The sequence below is a fragment of the Micromonospora sp. NPDC050795 genome, from assembly GCF_044456785.1.
Lineage (GTDB): Bacteria > Actinomycetota > Actinomycetes > Mycobacteriales > Micromonosporaceae > Micromonospora.
Genome location: NZ_JBITGE010000007.1, coordinates 1 through 15,033, shown reverse-complemented (window position 1 = coordinate 15,033; position 15,033 = coordinate 1). Strand labels below are relative to the sequence as shown.

General features: G+C 71.6%; 12 protein-coding genes. 3 read left to right on the top strand and 9 right to left on the bottom strand.

Annotated features, from left to right (window positions below; all coding sequences use genetic code 11):
- Positions 1 to 45 precede the first annotated feature (45 nt).
- The 6 genes from ACIBEF_RS08120 to ACIBEF_RS08095 all read right to left on the bottom strand — a co-directional run bounded on the left by ACIBEF_RS08120 (position 46) and on the right by ACIBEF_RS08095 (position 7,014).
- Entirely contained in the window at positions 46 to 1,608 is a 1,563-nt protein-coding gene (locus ACIBEF_RS08120; protein ID WP_396792268.1) for a fused MFS/spermidine synthase, read from the bottom strand.
- 36 nt (positions 1,609 to 1,644) lie between these two features.
- Positions 1,645 to 2,661: a coiled-coil domain-containing protein gene (locus tag ACIBEF_RS08115; protein WP_396792266.1), complete on the bottom strand. Its 1,017-nt coding sequence runs from the start codon at positions 2,659 to 2,661 to the stop codon at positions 1,645 to 1,647.
- 181 nt (positions 2,662 to 2,842) lie between these two features.
- Positions 2,843 to 3,652: an inositol monophosphatase family protein gene (locus ACIBEF_RS08110; RefSeq protein WP_396792265.1), complete on the bottom strand. Its 810-nt coding sequence runs from the start codon at positions 3,650 to 3,652 to the stop codon at positions 2,843 to 2,845.
- Positions 3,645 to 4,097: a response regulator gene (locus ACIBEF_RS08105; RefSeq protein WP_366610649.1), complete on the bottom strand. Its 453-nt coding sequence runs from the start codon at positions 4,095 to 4,097 to the stop codon at positions 3,645 to 3,647. Before ACIBEF_RS08105 ends, ACIBEF_RS08110 begins: the two co-directional genes overlap by 8 nt.
- Positions 4,094 to 5,818, bottom strand: a complete 1,725-nt coding sequence (locus ACIBEF_RS08100) for an ATP-binding protein (RefSeq protein ID WP_396792263.1) — start codon at positions 5,816 to 5,818, stop codon at positions 4,094 to 4,096. Before ACIBEF_RS08100 ends, ACIBEF_RS08105 begins: the two co-directional genes overlap by 4 nt.
- Entirely contained in the window at positions 5,815 to 7,014 is a 1,200-nt protein-coding gene (locus ACIBEF_RS08095; RefSeq protein ID WP_396792262.1) for a PP2C family protein-serine/threonine phosphatase, read from the bottom strand. The genes ACIBEF_RS08100 and ACIBEF_RS08095 overlap by 4 nt, the downstream gene beginning before the upstream one ends.
- 290 nt (positions 7,015 to 7,304) lie before the next feature.
- Between ACIBEF_RS08095 and ACIBEF_RS08090 the strand changes: the two genes are divergently transcribed.
- Positions 7,305 to 9,725 (top strand): M28 family peptidase, encoded by a 2,421-nt coding sequence (locus ACIBEF_RS08090; protein ID WP_396792261.1) that lies wholly within the window; start codon positions 7,305 to 7,307, stop codon positions 9,723 to 9,725.
- A 49-nt stretch (positions 9,726 to 9,774) separates the two neighbouring features.
- On the opposite strand, the gene ACIBEF_RS08085 is transcribed toward ACIBEF_RS08090, so the two are convergent.
- On the bottom strand, positions 9,775 to 10,263 hold the full coding sequence (locus ACIBEF_RS08085) for a hypothetical protein (protein WP_396792259.1): 489 nt from the start codon (positions 10,261 to 10,263) through the stop codon (positions 9,775 to 9,777).
- Positions 10,264 to 10,544: 281 nt separating this feature from the next.
- Here ACIBEF_RS08085 and ACIBEF_RS08080 point away from each other — a divergent pair, with 281 nt between their 5' ends.
- Positions 10,545 to 12,695: a tetratricopeptide repeat protein gene (locus tag ACIBEF_RS08080; protein WP_396792257.1), complete on the top strand. Its 2,151-nt coding sequence runs from the start codon at positions 10,545 to 10,547 to the stop codon at positions 12,693 to 12,695.
- A 4-nt stretch (positions 12,696 to 12,699) separates the two neighbouring features.
- Here the strand turns inward: ACIBEF_RS08080 and ACIBEF_RS08075 are convergent, their stop codons facing one another.
- Complete coding sequence (locus tag ACIBEF_RS08075) at positions 12,700 to 13,641, bottom strand: threonine/serine dehydratase (RefSeq protein ID WP_396792255.1); 942 nt, start codon at positions 13,639 to 13,641, stop codon at positions 12,700 to 12,702.
- Between the two features lie 16 nt (positions 13,642 to 13,657).
- Positions 13,658 to 14,458 carry a proline hydroxylase gene (locus ACIBEF_RS08070; protein ID WP_396792254.1) on the bottom strand — a complete coding sequence of 267 codons (801 nt, stop codon included), beginning with the start codon at positions 14,456 to 14,458 and terminating at the stop codon, positions 13,658 to 13,660.
- Positions 14,459 to 14,652: 194 nt separating this feature from the next.
- Between ACIBEF_RS08070 and ACIBEF_RS08065 the strand changes: the two genes are divergently transcribed.
- Positions 14,653 to 14,901: a hypothetical protein gene (locus ACIBEF_RS08065; RefSeq protein ID WP_396792252.1), complete on the top strand. Its 249-nt coding sequence runs from the start codon at positions 14,653 to 14,655 to the stop codon at positions 14,899 to 14,901.
- The last annotated feature ends 132 nt before the right edge of the window (positions 14,902 to 15,033 follow it).

The window sequence follows — 15,033 nt, the reverse complement described above, 5'->3', positions numbered from 1 at the left end:
CCGCCTACACCTGGAGTATCGGAATCGGTCAGGATTGTCACCCGATCAGGCGGTGGCCAGCAGTTGGTCAACCGGGGCGTAGTCGTCGGTCAACACCATCGCCTGACCGACGAAGTCCATCAGCGCCGCGCCGGACAGCAGGCTGACCTTCGGGTCCACCTCGGCCAGCCGGGCCCGGACGGCTTCCAGCGGCAACGGCGCGTCGGAGCCGACGATGAGGAAGTTGGAGCCCTGCTCCTCGGCGAGCGCCTCCGGGGGCGCGATCAACGCGACGTGCCCGAACTCGGCGGCCACCGTGGCCAATTCGGCGCGGATGAACCGCAGCGGCGGATAGTCGATGACGTTCTGCACGTACACGCCGCCGGGACGGGTCACCCGCCGGACGTCGGCGGCCATCTCCCGGGTGGCCAGGTGCCAGGGCACCACCAGGTGCCCGAACGCGTCGCCGACCACCAGGTCACGGCTGTCGGTCGGCTCGCCGGCAACCAGCATCCGGGCGTCGCCCACCACCGCCCGCAGGTCCGGCCCCGACCGTACGCCCAGCTCCTGCTCACCCAGCTCGACCAGCCCGCCGTCGATCTCGAACACCAGGTTGTCGGTGCCCGGTCGGGTCGCGGTCAGGTAGCGCGGCACGGTGAACCCGCCGCCGCCCAGGTGCAGCGCGTCCAGGCGCTGACCGGCCGGCGCGGCGACGTCGCCGACCGCGCCGATCCACTTCGTGTACGCGTACTCCAGGTGTTTCGGGTCAGCGAGGTCCACGTACGAGTGCTGGGCGGAGTTGAGCAGCAGCGTCCGTCCGCTGGGCCGGGAGGGGTCCGCGGTGACCCGGGCGCAGTGGTACGCCGTCTCGATGTCGCACGGGTTGGGTGCCACGGTGCTCAGCCCCGCCCCGGCCAGGCCGAGCACGGCCAGCGCGGCCCGGACCCGGGCCGGACCGGGCAGCTCGGTGGGCTCCTGTCGGCGCAGGTACCAGCCGAGGCCGATGCCGACCAGCCCGAGCGCGAGCGCCAGGGCCAGCAGGATGACGGTGCTGCGTAGCGCGGCGACCAGCACGAACCCGGTCAGCAGGGTCGCGGTGATGCCGCCCAGGGTGCCGATCCCGGAGAGTCGACCGACCACCTGGCCGGTGCGGCGCAGGTCGGCGAGCTGGAGTTTCACGACCAGCGGGGTGACCGCGGCCAGCAGCGCGGCCGGCACGAACACCGCCAATGCGACCAGCAGCAGGATGGCGCTGGCCGCACCACCGCGCAGCACCTCACCGGCGTACCGGACGACGGGCAGGGTGACAGCGGTGGCGATGCCGGCCAGCACCAACGCCGGCGCGAGCAGGCCCCGCGGGTTGCGTCGGTCGGCCAGCCAGCCACCGGACCACGCGCCGTAGGCGATGGCGGCCAACGCGATGCCGATCACGGAGCTGGTCACCTGAAGGGTCACCCCGACGTACGGGCCGACCAGGCGCAGCGCGACGGTCTCCAGCACCAGCACGGCACCGCTGGAGAAGAAGACCAGGAACGCGGCCAGGCCGTTGGGCAGCGCCCGGCCGGTGATCGGCACGGGCTGGGCCGGAGGTGCCGGAAGGGCCGCTACGTCGGACGGTGGGGAGCTCATCGTCGCGATGGTACGCAGCGAAGCTGGTGCTCCGGGTCAGTACATCGAGAGATGAACATGGTTCGTGTGGGTCGCCGCCGGAGAGCCGCTTCCACTGTACGAGCGCCACCCGGTGCCGGGATGCCAGATCTGCCGGTACCAGATCACGTAGAGCACGCCCAGCCGGTCGGCGTTGCGCACGTGCCAGGCGGCGAGGCTGTCCCCGTACGCCTTGTCGCCGCCGGTCGCGTTCTTGTCCTCGAAGCCGTTCGTGGCGGCCGAGAAGTCGCAGGCACGGCCCTTCGGATGCTCGCCGCCGCCGCCACTGCGCTTGCAGGAGACGTGCCGCTTGTAGCCGGCCGCCTGGGTCTGCTTGAGCGCGTTGAGGGTGCGCGGAGTGATGCATCCGGAGGTCGTCGGGTCCTTCACCGAGCAGGATTCCGACGGCCAGGACCCGTCGGAGTTACGCGGTGCCGGCTTCGCCGACGTGGAGCTGCCACCACTGAAACCGTTGCTGCCGCCGGAGCTGACCTCGGCGAGCGCCTCCTCGGCTTCCTTCTTCTTCTTCGCCATCACGGCGAGTTGCTTCTGCTGCTCGCGCACCTCGGCGTCCATGGCCACCTTGGCCTGTTGCGCCTGCTGCCGGGCCTCGGTGAGGTCACGCAGCCGCTTGCTGTCCCGCTGGGCCATCAGATCAAGGTCGCCGGCGCGTTGCAGGAACGCCTCTGGCGTGGCGGTGTTGAGCAGCATCGACACGGCGCTCAGCCGACCCACCCGGTACGACTGGGCGGCCACCTCACCCACCTGGCTGGTGAGCCCGACCAGCCGACCCTCGATCGTCGTCAGCTCGCCGGCCAGCGCGGTCTGGCGACGCTTGGAGTTGTCCAGCTTGGCCTTGGCCTCGATGTGGCCCTTGGCGGTCAGCTCCAGCGCGTCCCGCAGCTTCTTGCTGCCGCCCTCGTCCGGCTCCGCGTACGCGGGCACTGCGGCACCGCCGAGCACCAGCGCGACGGCGGCGAGCACGGCGAACAGAGCGCGGCGACCGAGCCACGGGCTGAACCTGGTCCTGGGCACGAAAGCGTCCTTCCGTCGACCGCCGGCCCCCGATTGAACGCTGCATGGCGACGCCGGTCGGCGGCCCGCTGGCGGAGACCGCCGGTCACGATACCGGATCGTGGCCTGGTGACCAGCCTGCTGACCCTCCGGCCGCCTCGATGTCGACGCAGCGTTCCAGCGCCGTCGCACAGCGCGCGGATCAGGGGCTGAGGAGCGCCTCGCGCACGTCGGCCCAGACCCGCTCGTTGGCGGCGACGAGCAGACCGCTGCCGTCGTCGGCGGGGTGGTAGTCGACGCCGTCGAATCGGCGGGCGACGCCCCCGGCGGCACGGACCAGCAGCGTGCCCGGGCCGTGGTCCCAGGGCAGGGTGCGCCAGAAGAGGACGAACTGCTGCTCGCCGGTGAGGATGTCCAGGTACTCCCGACCGGCGCAGTGCTGGCCGGGCAGCAGCTCACCGAGCCGCCGCCCGCCGGCGCGGACCCGGTCGCGGGTCTCCGGCGGCAGGAACCGGGTCATCGCCGCGCCGCGCAGTTCGCCGAGCGGCGGCACCGAGCCGGTGCTGTCCACCGGTCGACCGTTGAGCAGGGTGCCCTCGTCCGCCGAGCCGGCGGCGAGAGTGCCGGCGAGCGGGTCGAGGATCCAGCCGGCGGCCGGTCGCCCGTCGGTCAGCAGCGACACCATCAGGGCGAACGGCCGGCGACCGGCGGCGAAGTTGGCGGTCCCGTCGACCGGGTCGACCAGCCAGACGTCCCCGCCGTCGCGGAGGTGCCGCAGCAATCCCGGATCGTCGGCGACACCTTCCTCGCCGACCACCATCGAGCCCGGCCGCAGCCGGCGCAGCCCCGCCGAGAGCAGCTCCTCGGCCCGGCGGTCGGCGACGGTGACCACCTCACCGGGCGCCTTCTCCGACACGTCATCGTCGTCGAGCTTGCGGAACAGTGGCAGCACGACCTGGTCGGCGGCCTCCCAGAGCAGGCCGCCGACGTCGTCCAGCAGGGTGTCAGCCACGCGGCGGCAACTTGACCACGCTGACGAAGAACTCGTCGATCTGACGGACCACCGAGATGAAGCGCTCGAAGTCCACCGGCTTGGTCACGTAGGCGTTGGCGTGCAGCTGGTAGCTGCGCAGGATGTCCTCGTCGGCCTGCGAGGTGGTGAGCACCACCACCGGGATCCGGCGCAGATCCTGGTCTTTCTTGATCTCCTCCAGCACCTCCCGGCCGTCGCGCCGGGGCAGGTTGAGGTCGAGCAGGATCAGGTCGGGTGCCGTCGCGTCGGCGTACTGACCTTCCCGCCGCAGGTAGGCGAGCGCCTCGGCCCCGTCGGAGACGACGGTCAGCCGGTTACGCAGCTTGTGTTCCTCGAACGCCTCCTGGGTCATCAGCACGTCACCCGGGTCGTCCTCGACGAGCAGGACCTCGATCGGGCTCTTGCCATCCGCCGGCGCGGTCATCCCACCGTCTCCTTCATGTCACCCGTTCTACCGCTTTCCAGCGTCTGGTCGGCCCGGTCCGGATGGTCCGGTCCGTCGGCCTGCTCCGTCAGCTCTGCCGGAGCCTCGGTCGAGGGCGTCACGTCACCATCGGTCGGCTCCCCCGCGGAATCGGAGGCGGCAGCCGCCGCGACATCCTCGGGAAGTGCCGGCAGGGTGAACCGGATCGCGGTGCCCTCGGGCACGTCCGTGTCCACCCAGACGCGGCCGCCGTGGTACTCGACGATCTTCTTCACGATCGCCAACCCGATGCCGGTGCCCGGGTACGCGTCCTTCGAGTGCAACCGCTGGAAGATCACGAAGATCTTGTCGGCGAACTCCGGCTCGATCCCGATGCCGTTGTCCTGGCAGGTGATCTCCCACTCGGCACCCACCAGGCGGGCCGAGACGTGCACCTTCGACGGCACGTCCGGGCGGCGGAACTTGATCGAGTTGCTGACCAGGTTGGCCAGCAGGTTGGTGAGCAGCGGTTCCTCACCCGAGATCGTCGGCAGCCCGGCCCAGGTCAACTCGGCGTCCGCGTACTGCCGGGCGGCCTCGGTCTGGCCGGCCACGTCGCCCATCACCTTGTTGAGGTCGACCTCGACGAAGCCGGTGGTGAGCCGCCCGATCCGGGAGAACGCGAGCAGGTCGTTGATCAGGCGCTGCATCCGTTGCGCGCCGTCCACGGCGAAGGCGATGTACTGGTCGGCCCGCTCGTCGAGCTGCCCGGCGTAACGGCGCTGGAGAAGCTGGCAGAAGCTGGCGACCTTACGCAGCGGCTCCTGCAGGTCGTGCGAGGCCACGTACGCGAACTGTTCCAGATCCCGGTTGGAACGAGTCAACTCCTCGGCCTGCTTCTGGAGCTGACTGTTCACCCACTCGATGCGCTCGCGGGCGGCCCGGACCTCGGCCAGGTCGGCGGCGATCTTCTGCCGCATCGCGTCCACGTCCTCGCCGAGCTGGATGAACTCCGGCGGGCCGACGGTGGCGATGCGGTGCTGGTAGTCGCCTTCGGCGACCTCGCGGACCTGGTTGGCGAGGCCGGTCAGCGGCCGGATCACCATCCGGTCCAGCGAGAGCAGCAGCACCGTACCGGCGATGACCACCACCAGGGCCGCCACGATCAGCAGGACGACCAGCACGTTGCTGCTGCTACGCACGTTGGCGGCGGTCTTCTCCCGGGCGGCCAGGACCTCCTGCTGGAGGTCGTTCACCGCCGAGCGCACCTCGTCGAACTGTTGCCGGGCCGCCTCGGTGACCAACGCCTGGCCGGCGCTGGTGCCGCTCTGCTCGGTGGTGGTGATCACCGGCTCCGCGACCGACCGCCGCCACTGCGTGACACGCTCCTCGACGGTCCGCAGCTCCTGGCTGATCTCCGGATAGTCGTCGAGCAGCTTCCGCATCGAGGCGGTGACGCTCTGCTCCTGGGCGAGCCCTTCCCGGTAGGGGTTCAGGTCGTCCTGGTCGCCGCTGACCGCGTACCCGCGGATCGCCGTCTCCTGGTCGAGCAGCGCGTTGAGCAGTTCCTGGGACTGCACCCGCAACGGGCCGGTCTCGTTCAACACCGCGTCGATCTGGGTGCGGTTGCGGGCGGCCATCGCCGCTTCCGCGCCGGCCAGCCCGATCAACAGGAAGCCCACGACGGTGAGCAGGGTGATCACCCGGCGGCGGAGACTCCAGCCGCCGACGACCGGCCTCACCGGCCACCGCCCCGGCTGACCAGCAGCATGGCCACGTCGTCGGCGAGCGGACCACCGTTGAGCCGCTCGGCCCGCCCGACCAGCCACGCCGGCAGCTCGGGCAGCGACACCGTACGGTTGGCCGGCTCGTCCAGCAAGCCACTGAGGCCCGGCACGTCGAGCCGTTCGTTGCCGGCACCCACCCGCCCCTCGATCAGGCCGTCGGTGTACATCAACAGGGACCAGTCATCGGTGTCGAACTCCAGGTCGTAGGCGATCGGCCGGCGAGGTCGTACGCCCAGCAGCAGGCCGCCGGGCGCGGGCACCGGGGTGACCCGGCCGCCGGAGAGCAGCAGTGGTGGCGGGTGCCCGGCCAGTCGTACGGTGGCCCGGTTGGCGTCCAGGTCCAGTCTGATGGTGGCCACCGTCGCGAAGATCTCCTGGAGGCGGCGCTCACTCATCAGCACCTGCTCCAGGGCGGGCAGCACCTCGTCGTCCGGCACCCGGGCGAGCACCAGGGCGCGCCAGGCCACCCGCAGCTCGACCCCGAGCGCGGCTTCGTCCACCCCGTGCCCACAGACGTCGCCGACGATCAGGTCGAGGCGGTCCGGGTGGGTCTGCACCACGTCGAAGAAGTCCCCGCCGATCAGGGCGGCGTGCCGGCCCGGCCGGTAGAAGGTGTGCACCGCGACCTGGTCGGTCGTCATCAGCGGTTGGGGCAGCAGACCGCGTTCGAGTCGGGCCGACTCGGCCTGGCGCAGCTCGACCTCGCGCAACCGGCGGGCGTTCTCGTCGGCGCGCTTACGCTCCACGGCGTAGCGCAGCGCCCGGGTCAGCAGCACCCCGTCGACCTGGCCCTTGACCAGGTAGTCCTGGGCGCCCTCGGCGACCGCCACGACGCCCAGGTGCTCGTCGGTGCGGCCGGTCAGCACGCAGACCGCGGCGCCGCTGGACATCTCCAGCACCTGGCGCAGCCCGTCCAGCCCCTGCGCGTCGGGCAGACCCAGGTCGAGCAGGACGCAGTCGACGTCGTTGATCCGCTGCCGCGCCTCCCGCAGGCTGGTGGCGACCAGCAGGTCGATCATCGAGTTCGTCTCGGCGAGCAGCTCACCGACCAGGAAGGCGTCGCCCTCGTCGTCCTCCACCAGCAGCACACGCAGCCGCTCACCCGGCGGCAGGTTGGCGTGCCGCGCCAGACCACCGTGCGGGTACGGCACAACTGGGGAACCGGCCGAGCCGGCCCCCCGGTGCGGCCGGGTCACCGCCGCGAGACGCGGGAGTTCGCTGGTGATGTCGGGCTCCTTCCGAGTGCCCCGCTGATCCTGTATTAGACAACGGTCGCACACAACACGATGCCTCCGGCGCGGGCGGGGATGGGGCGCGTCACTGCTCGGCCGTGGACAAACCGGGCGGCTGATGGACGCCTGACGTACCGGCCATCCCCTCCGCGACCGCCGACGGGCAGGATGATCCCACCCCAGGCCCCACCACCCCCCGAGGAGTTCCCGTGGGAGCACCCACCACCCCGGCCACGACGGGCACGCCACCCCGTCCGGTCCCGGGCGTACCCCTTGCCGATCGCGCGTTGACCCGGCCGCGCCGGCGGCTCGTGGCCGCCGCGGCGGCTCTGGTCGCGCTGGCCGCCGTTGGCGCCGGCAGTCTGCTCGACCTGAGCACCCCCGCCCCGAAGTCGGCCGACGCCCCGGCGGACGCGTTCAGCGCCGGCCGGGCGTACGAGGACGTCCAGGTGATCGCCGCCCGGTCGCACGTCGCCGGCAGCCCGGCCAACGAGCAGGTCCGCGCTCACCTTGAGCAGCAGTTGCGGGGGCTGGGCCTGGAGACCGAGGTGCAGGACACCGTGGCACCGGAGGCCGGTCAGCTCAGCGGGGCGGCGGGAGGGGCGACGCTGGCCCGGGTCCGCAACGTGGTGGCCCGGATGCCGGGCACCGACTCGACGGGCCGGGTCTTCCTGGTCGCCCACTACGACTCGGTGCAGACCGGGCCGGGTGGCAACGACGACGCGGCCGGCACCTCGACGATCCTGGAGGTGGCCCGCGCGCTGACCACCGGCCCCCGGCCGCGCAACGACATCGTCTTCGTCCTGACCGACGCCGAGGAGGCGTGCCTCTGCGGCGCGTCCGCGTTCGCCGCCAGCCACCCGCTGGCCGCCGACGGCGGTGTGGTGCTGAACCTGGAGGCGCGGGGCTCCACCGGGCCCGTGATCATGTTCGAGACGTCCCGGAACAACGCGAAGCTGGTGGACATCTTCGGCCGGGCCGCCCCACACCCGGTCGGCACCTCGTTCGCTGTGGAGATCTACCGCGCGCTGCCCAACGACACCGACTTCACCGCCTTCCTCGATCAGAAGTTCGTCGGGCTGAACTCGGCGTACATCGACGGAGGTGCGATCTACCACACGCCGTTGGACACCCCGGCCGCCATGGACCGGGGCAGCCTCCAGCAGCACGGGGACAACGCGTTGGGCCTCGCCCGGGAGTTCGGTGGCACCGACCTGACCGACCTGCGCTCCGGGCACGACGCCACCTACTTCCCCGTCCCCGGCGGGCTGGTCCGCTACCCCGGCTGGCTCACAGTGCCGCTGGCCCTGCTCGCGGTGGCACTGGTGGGCGCCCTGGGCTGGCTGACCCGCCGCAGCGGCCGGGCCAGCACCGGCCGGCTGGCCGCCGGCTTCGCGCTGGCCCTGGTGCCGATCATCGCCGCGCCGGTCGCCGCCCAACTGCTCTGGCTGGCGATCACCACGATCCGACCGGGGTACGCGGAACTGCTCGACCCGTACCGGCCGATCTGGTACCGGCTGGCCGTCCTGGCGCTCGCCTCCGCCATCCTGTTCACCTGGTACGCGCTGACCCGCCGCCGGATCGGCCCGGCCGCGCTGGCCGTCGGCGGGCTGGCCTGGTTGGCAGTGCTCGGGGTGCTGCTCGCCGTGGCGGTGCCGGGTGGGGCGTACCTCACCACGGTGCCGGCGCTGGCCGGCGCCCTCTGCGGGCTCGTCGCGCTGCGTACCCGGCAGACCGGACCGTGGCCAGTGGTGGCGGTGACGGCCGCCGCGGCAGTGGGTGTGGTCATCCTGCTGCCCACCGTGGTGCTGCTCTTCCCCGCGCTGGGGATGGCCATGGGCGGGGTGGCCGCGCTGGTCGCGGTGCTGCTCGGCCTGGTCGCCCTGCCGGTGGTCGACCTGCTGCACCCGCAGGCCGGCGGCCAGCGTGGTCTGCTCGCGCTGCGGGCCCGGCGGCTCGCGGTGCTGCCGGCCGGCGCCGCCGCCGTGGCGGCCGTGGTGCTCGCCGGGGTCGGCCTGGGCGTCGACCGCTTCGACGCCGCCCACCCCGCTCCCACCCACCTGATGTACGCCCTGGACGCCGGCACCGGCCAGGCCCGTTGGCTCAGCCACGAGAGCGACCCGCAGCCGTGGACGGACGGCTACGTCGACGGGGTCACCGACGTCGGCGACGACTTCCCCGGGCTCGGCGACGGTGAGTTGCGGGCCGGTCCGGCGCAGTCGGCGAACCTGCCGGCGCCGAAGCTGGAGGTGGTGGCCGACGCCACCGCGGGCGGCGAGCGCACGCTGCGGCTGCGGCTCACCCCGCAGCGGGTGGCCCGGCTCGCCACCCTGCACGTCGACACGTCGACCGCCACCGTGCTGCGCGCCGACGTGGCGGGGCGGTCGGTGCCGGTGGAGCCCCGCGCCGGGAAGTGGGGCTTCGGGCTGGTGTTCCACGCCCCGCCGGCGGAGGGCATCGAGGTCGTGTTGACAGTGCGCCCGATCGCCGGGCAGGTGTCGCTGCGGGCGATGGATGCCAGTGACGGGTTGGACGCGCTGCCCGGCTTCCGCCCTCGGCCGCCGGCCGTCGGCGTCGTCGGGTCGCACAGCTCGGAGATGCTGGCGGTCGCCCGCACCTATCCCCTCTGAGCGCACTGTGGTCCGGCGGAGCGTTCTTCCGCCGGACCACCGTTTCCGGTCAACCCACCGGCTCCGGTTGGCCGGCACCGATCCGGTGCCAGCGATTACCGTCGTGGTCGGTGAAGGTGAGGTCCACCAGAACGGTGTCGGCCGGGCGGAGCCGATGCTCCGCCGCGACGGTGACGAAGAGGTCGTGCACGTCGCGGCCAGGAATCCGCCGGACCTGTTTCGCCGCCGCCAGCCCGACCGGTGGGGCGTCCGGATCGTCGGGCGCGGCGAGCCGGGCCAGCACCACCACGTCCAGCACCGGGGCGTCGCTCTCGTTGGCCACCGCGACCCGCAGCACCGAGGCGCCGCGAATCTCGGCCACCGCCGAGACCAGCCGAGCCTGAGTGGCCCGAACCCGCAGATCGTCGTCGCGACGGGCACGGATTTCCCGCCGCAATCCGAGGTAGACGAAGAGCACGCTGGCAATGGAGCCGACCGCACCGAACCAGTCCGGCACGGAACCCCAGTCGACGACGTCCTGGATTGGCGACCAGTTCATAAGTCCATCGTGGATGCCCGTGTCGAGTGCCGCGCACGGCGGATCGGCCGGAATCAGCGGCGAATTGGGAATTCCAGCGCTGATTTTGGTCAGCCGGGTGGCCTGAACGGAGAGTGTGCAACCCAGTACGGGGATGGATACGCTTGCGGTCGACATGGTGCGGATGGCAATCCCTCCGACTGTCCATCAGATGGACAGGATCCTTCGCCTCCGCCCCATTGCGAATTCGCCACCGAAGGGGGACCGCATTGACTGCGGACGTTCCACCCGAGGATGCCGGCGTGCCTCGGCCTGCGTACGACAGACCGAGTCGGGTCTCCGTCGATCCACCGCTCGGGCGACTGGACAGCCCGCTGCACGGGCGCGACGACCTGATCGGCAAGATCATGCCCCAGGGCGAAGCTGCCGCGGAGCGACCCGCTGTGCACATCCTGTGCGGCATGGGTGGCTCCGGCAAGAGCCACGTCGCGCTGGAGATCGCCCGTCGGGCCCGCGCCGACGGCCGTACGGTCTGGTGGGTGCAGGCGGGGCGGCTCAACTCCGGGATGCGGGAGGTGGTCAGCCAACTCGGCGCGTCGGAGACCCAGGTCGACCAGGCGTGGGCCGGCATGATCAGCGCCACCGACCTGGTGTGGCGCTACCTCAACCAGGCCGCGCAGCCCTGGCTGTTGATCTTCGACAGTGCGGACGAGCCCGCCAGCCTGGGCCCCACCGACGGAGTCCTCGCCGACGGCACCGGCTGGCTGCGCAGCCCGGAGGCCGAAGACGGCATGGTCATCGTGACCAGCCGGGACGGCAACCGGGCCACCTGGGGCACCTGGTCGGTGCTGCACCAGGTGCGCCCACTCGACGCCGACGCCGGCGCGAAGGTGCTCATCGACCGGGCCGGCGCCCAGGCCGGCGGCCCGGCTGACGCCCGGGAACTCGCCCGCGAGCTGGGCGGGCTGCCTCTCGCTCTGCGCGCCGCCGGCAACTACCTGCGGTCGGTCAACGCCAGCCCCGTCTGGCGCGGCTCATCCACGATCACCACCTTCGCCGACTACCGCACCGCCGTGCAGCGTCGGTTCCGCTCCCCGCGCGACGACGACGACGTCGACCTCGACGAGTCCCTCGGCCTGGAGATCGTCCGCGAGGTCGACGACATCTCACTGGACCTGCTGGCCCGCCGCCAACTCCAACAGAGCCGACCACTGCTCAACGTGCTGGCCTGCCTGAGCATCTCCCCGGTGCCCTACGAGGTGGTGCTCAAGCCGGCCATCCTGGCCGAGTCGCCGCTCTTCAAGGGGCTCACCGGCCGGCAGCGGGTGAAGGTGCTGGAAGGCATCGGCAACCTGGCCCTGGTCGACTTCGACGTGCAGGAGGAGGTCACCGACCCCGCGTTCGCGCACGTGCTCTCGCTGCACCCACTGGTGCACGCGATGTTCCGCGACCGCGACGAGGTGCGTGAGCAGATCGCCGAATACCACGGGCTGGTCATGAAGCTGCTGCTCGCCGCCACCGAGGGGCAGAACCCGGACGACTCGGCGGCCTGGACCAACTGGGACGTGCTGGTGCCGCACCTGGTCGAGGCCGTGCGGGGATACCTCGTGCCGCAGAGGCACAAGCACGACCCCGAGACGGTACGCCGCGCGCTGGAGCTGACCCGACTCACCGCCCGCTACCTCATCGCGGTCGGCCTACCCGGCTCGGCCTTCGACATCCTCGACCCGATCGTGCGCGGTTGCGCCGCGTATGACCACGACCTGGACCGGCCGCAGGTGCTGGCGCTGCGCCACGAACTGGGCCGCACCTGGCTGGAGCGCAACCAGCCGGAGATGGCCGACCGGGTGCTCCGCGAGGTGATCGCTGACCGCACCAGGGTGCTGGGCAGCGACGACGCCGACACCCTGGCCAGCCGGCACAAGCTCACCAAAGCGATCATGGCGCAGCGGCAGTGGCCGGAGGCCGAGTTGGAGCTGCGGCAGATCGTCGCCGCCGAGGATCAGGTACGCGGCCCGGAACACTGGGACACCATGATCGTGCGGCACAGCCTGGCGCTGGCGGTTCTGGCCCAGCAACGGGCACCCGAGGCCGAGGAGATGCTGCACGCCATCCTGGAGGTCCGCTACCGGTTGTGGCCGCTCAACCAACCGGAGACCTGGCAGGCCCGGCACACGCTGGCCCGCTGCATGCAGGCACAGGACCGGTTCGCCGAGGCGGAAGCCGAGCTGCGCGCCACCCTGGCCACCGTGGAACCCCGGCACGCCGACCGCAGCGAGGTGCTCGCCATCCGATCCACCCTGGCGCTCGTGCTGCTGCTCGAGGAGCAGGTCGACGCGGCGATCGGGGTGTACGAGCAGTTGCTGGCCGACCGTCGGCGACTCCTCGGCGACACCCACCTGGACACCCTTCAGGTGGAGCACGCGCTGCGCCGGCTGCGCAACGGCGACTGAACAGTCAGTGCGGTGCGGCGGGGCCCAGGTCGCTCGGGTCGGTGTTGCCACCACAGATGATCACTGCCACCCGCTCCCCCGGCTGCGGCACGTACGCGCCGCCGACCAGCGCGGCCAGCGCGGCCGCGCCACCCAACTCGGCGGCGACCCGCAGTTCCGACCAGAGCAGCCGGCGCGCCCGCACCAGGTCCTCGTCGCGGACCAGCACGGACACCACCTCGGTCCGGCGGGCGGTGTCGAAGGCGATCTCGCCGATCCGCCGGGCACCCAACGAATCGGTGGCGATGCCACCCACCTCGATGTCGACCGGACGACCCGCCTTCAGGGCCGAGTGCAGGGTGGGGATCTGCTCCGGCTCGACCGCCACGACCCGTACCGAGCCACCGAACCAACTGGCGATGCCGGACACCAACCCGCCGCCGCCGACCGCCACGAGCACGGTGTCGATCCCGTCCACCTGCCGCTCCAGCTCCCGGCCGACGGTGCCCTGACCGGCCACCACCTCCGGCTGGTCGTACGCGTGCACCACCAGCGCGCCGGTCTCCGCGGCCCGCTGTGTGCTCGCGGCCAGGGCCTCGGCGTAGTGCTGGCCGATCTGGCGCACCTGTGCGCCCAGCCCGGCCAACCGCTGCACCTTCACCGGCGAGGCGGTGACCGGCACGAAGACCTCCGCCGGCACGCCCAACGACCGGGCCGCGTACGCGACGGCGAGGCCATGGTTGCCACCCGACGCGGCGATCACTCCGGCCGAGGGCAGGGACCCCTGGAGCATCCGGTTGAACGCGCCGCGCGGCTTGAACGAGCCAGTGTGCTGATGCAGCTCCAACTTGAGACTGAGCTGCCCCGGCACACCCAGATCGGTGCCGTCGACGGCGATGACCGGGGTTTCCCGGACCCGCCCCTCGACAAGGGCCGCAGCAGCCTCGACGTCGTTTCTGTCCACCATGGGGAAACGCCCTTCACTACGACCAGAGGGCCAGTCGACCATCGTCGGTGAGCCCGACGAAACATCCTATGGAGATGCGTCGGCCATCCGACGCCTGACGCACCGTGTGATAGTGCCGCGGATCAAACAGAAAGCCCTCCCCGAGCGTGGGGCGCAACGTCAACGACTGCGTGTCGGCGGCCACCGCCTCCTGGAAGCCGTACCCGCTGGGGATCCGCAGCGGCTCGTCGTCCGGCTGCCACCGCCGCCGCCACAGCACCGTCTCGCCACCGGCCGGTGGCACCCGGATGTAGATGTTGAACGCCAACTGGGCCACCACCTCGCTGTCGAGCAGCCGGCCCGCGTACTCCCGTACCGCGTCGTCGAAGTGCACCTGGAGCCCCGAGTTGATCTCGCGGACGATGCCGACGTGCATCTCCCGACCCTGCCGCCGCCCGGGTGCCACGTCCGGCCAGGCACTGCGGAACGCGGCCAGGCACAGGTCCCGGGGCGAGTCCGAAACGCCCAGCGTGGACCAGCTTTTCTCGGCCGCGCTGGCCGCGTCCCAGTAGTCCTCGCGGAGCTCCCCGGCGGACCGGTGGTCGTTGATGGCCGGACCGAACTTGGCGACGACGGGAAAGACCCGACTCTCGTCGTAGCGGTCCATCGGCGCGTTGGCGAGGGCGGCGGTGATCGCCTGGCAGCGGGCCACCGAGAGCAACCCCGGCACCCGAACGGCGGCCAGCCGGCCCGCGATGAGCCCGGCGACATCCGCCCGGGTGATCGATTCTGATTCGACGGCGACGAACAAGGGATCGGTCCTGCTCGAATGCTGCACGGCGGTCCTCCCGTAACGAAGATCCCTCACCGGACTTGTCGCGCCCCCCGACCCGCGCACCGTGCAATGTACAAACCGCAGGCAAGACAAGGTGTACGCAGTTCCGGGCGACGTGGCGCGGCCACCGCTACCATCGGCGCAACCGGGGTAAGTGACACCGAACCGTACGGCGGAAGCTTTCCACCGATCGGGGAATGGTGACGATTCTCGGCGTGACGCATGATGCGACTAGTTCGAACGCTGACAAGGAGTTCGAGATGGCAGGCGCCGGCCCGACGGATCTTGACATGCACGTCGACCGCCTGGAAATGGCGCGTCGAATAGCCCGGGAAATGATCGAGTCCGACCATCAGGCCCTGGAGCTCGCCGTCCGACAGCGCCCCCAGTGCTGGTCCCGACGCCCGGCCGGCCACGGCGCCCGCGCCGACGCCGCAGCCTACTGAACCGAAAACCTCCTTCCGGTCGAGCGGTTCGCGCGCCCCTAGACGAGTAAGTCCGAAGTTGGTTCAGTGGTCGTAGGCGATCAGGGATCTCGTCACGGGCTGGCCGGTGGTCCGGTTGTGCCAGATCGCGGC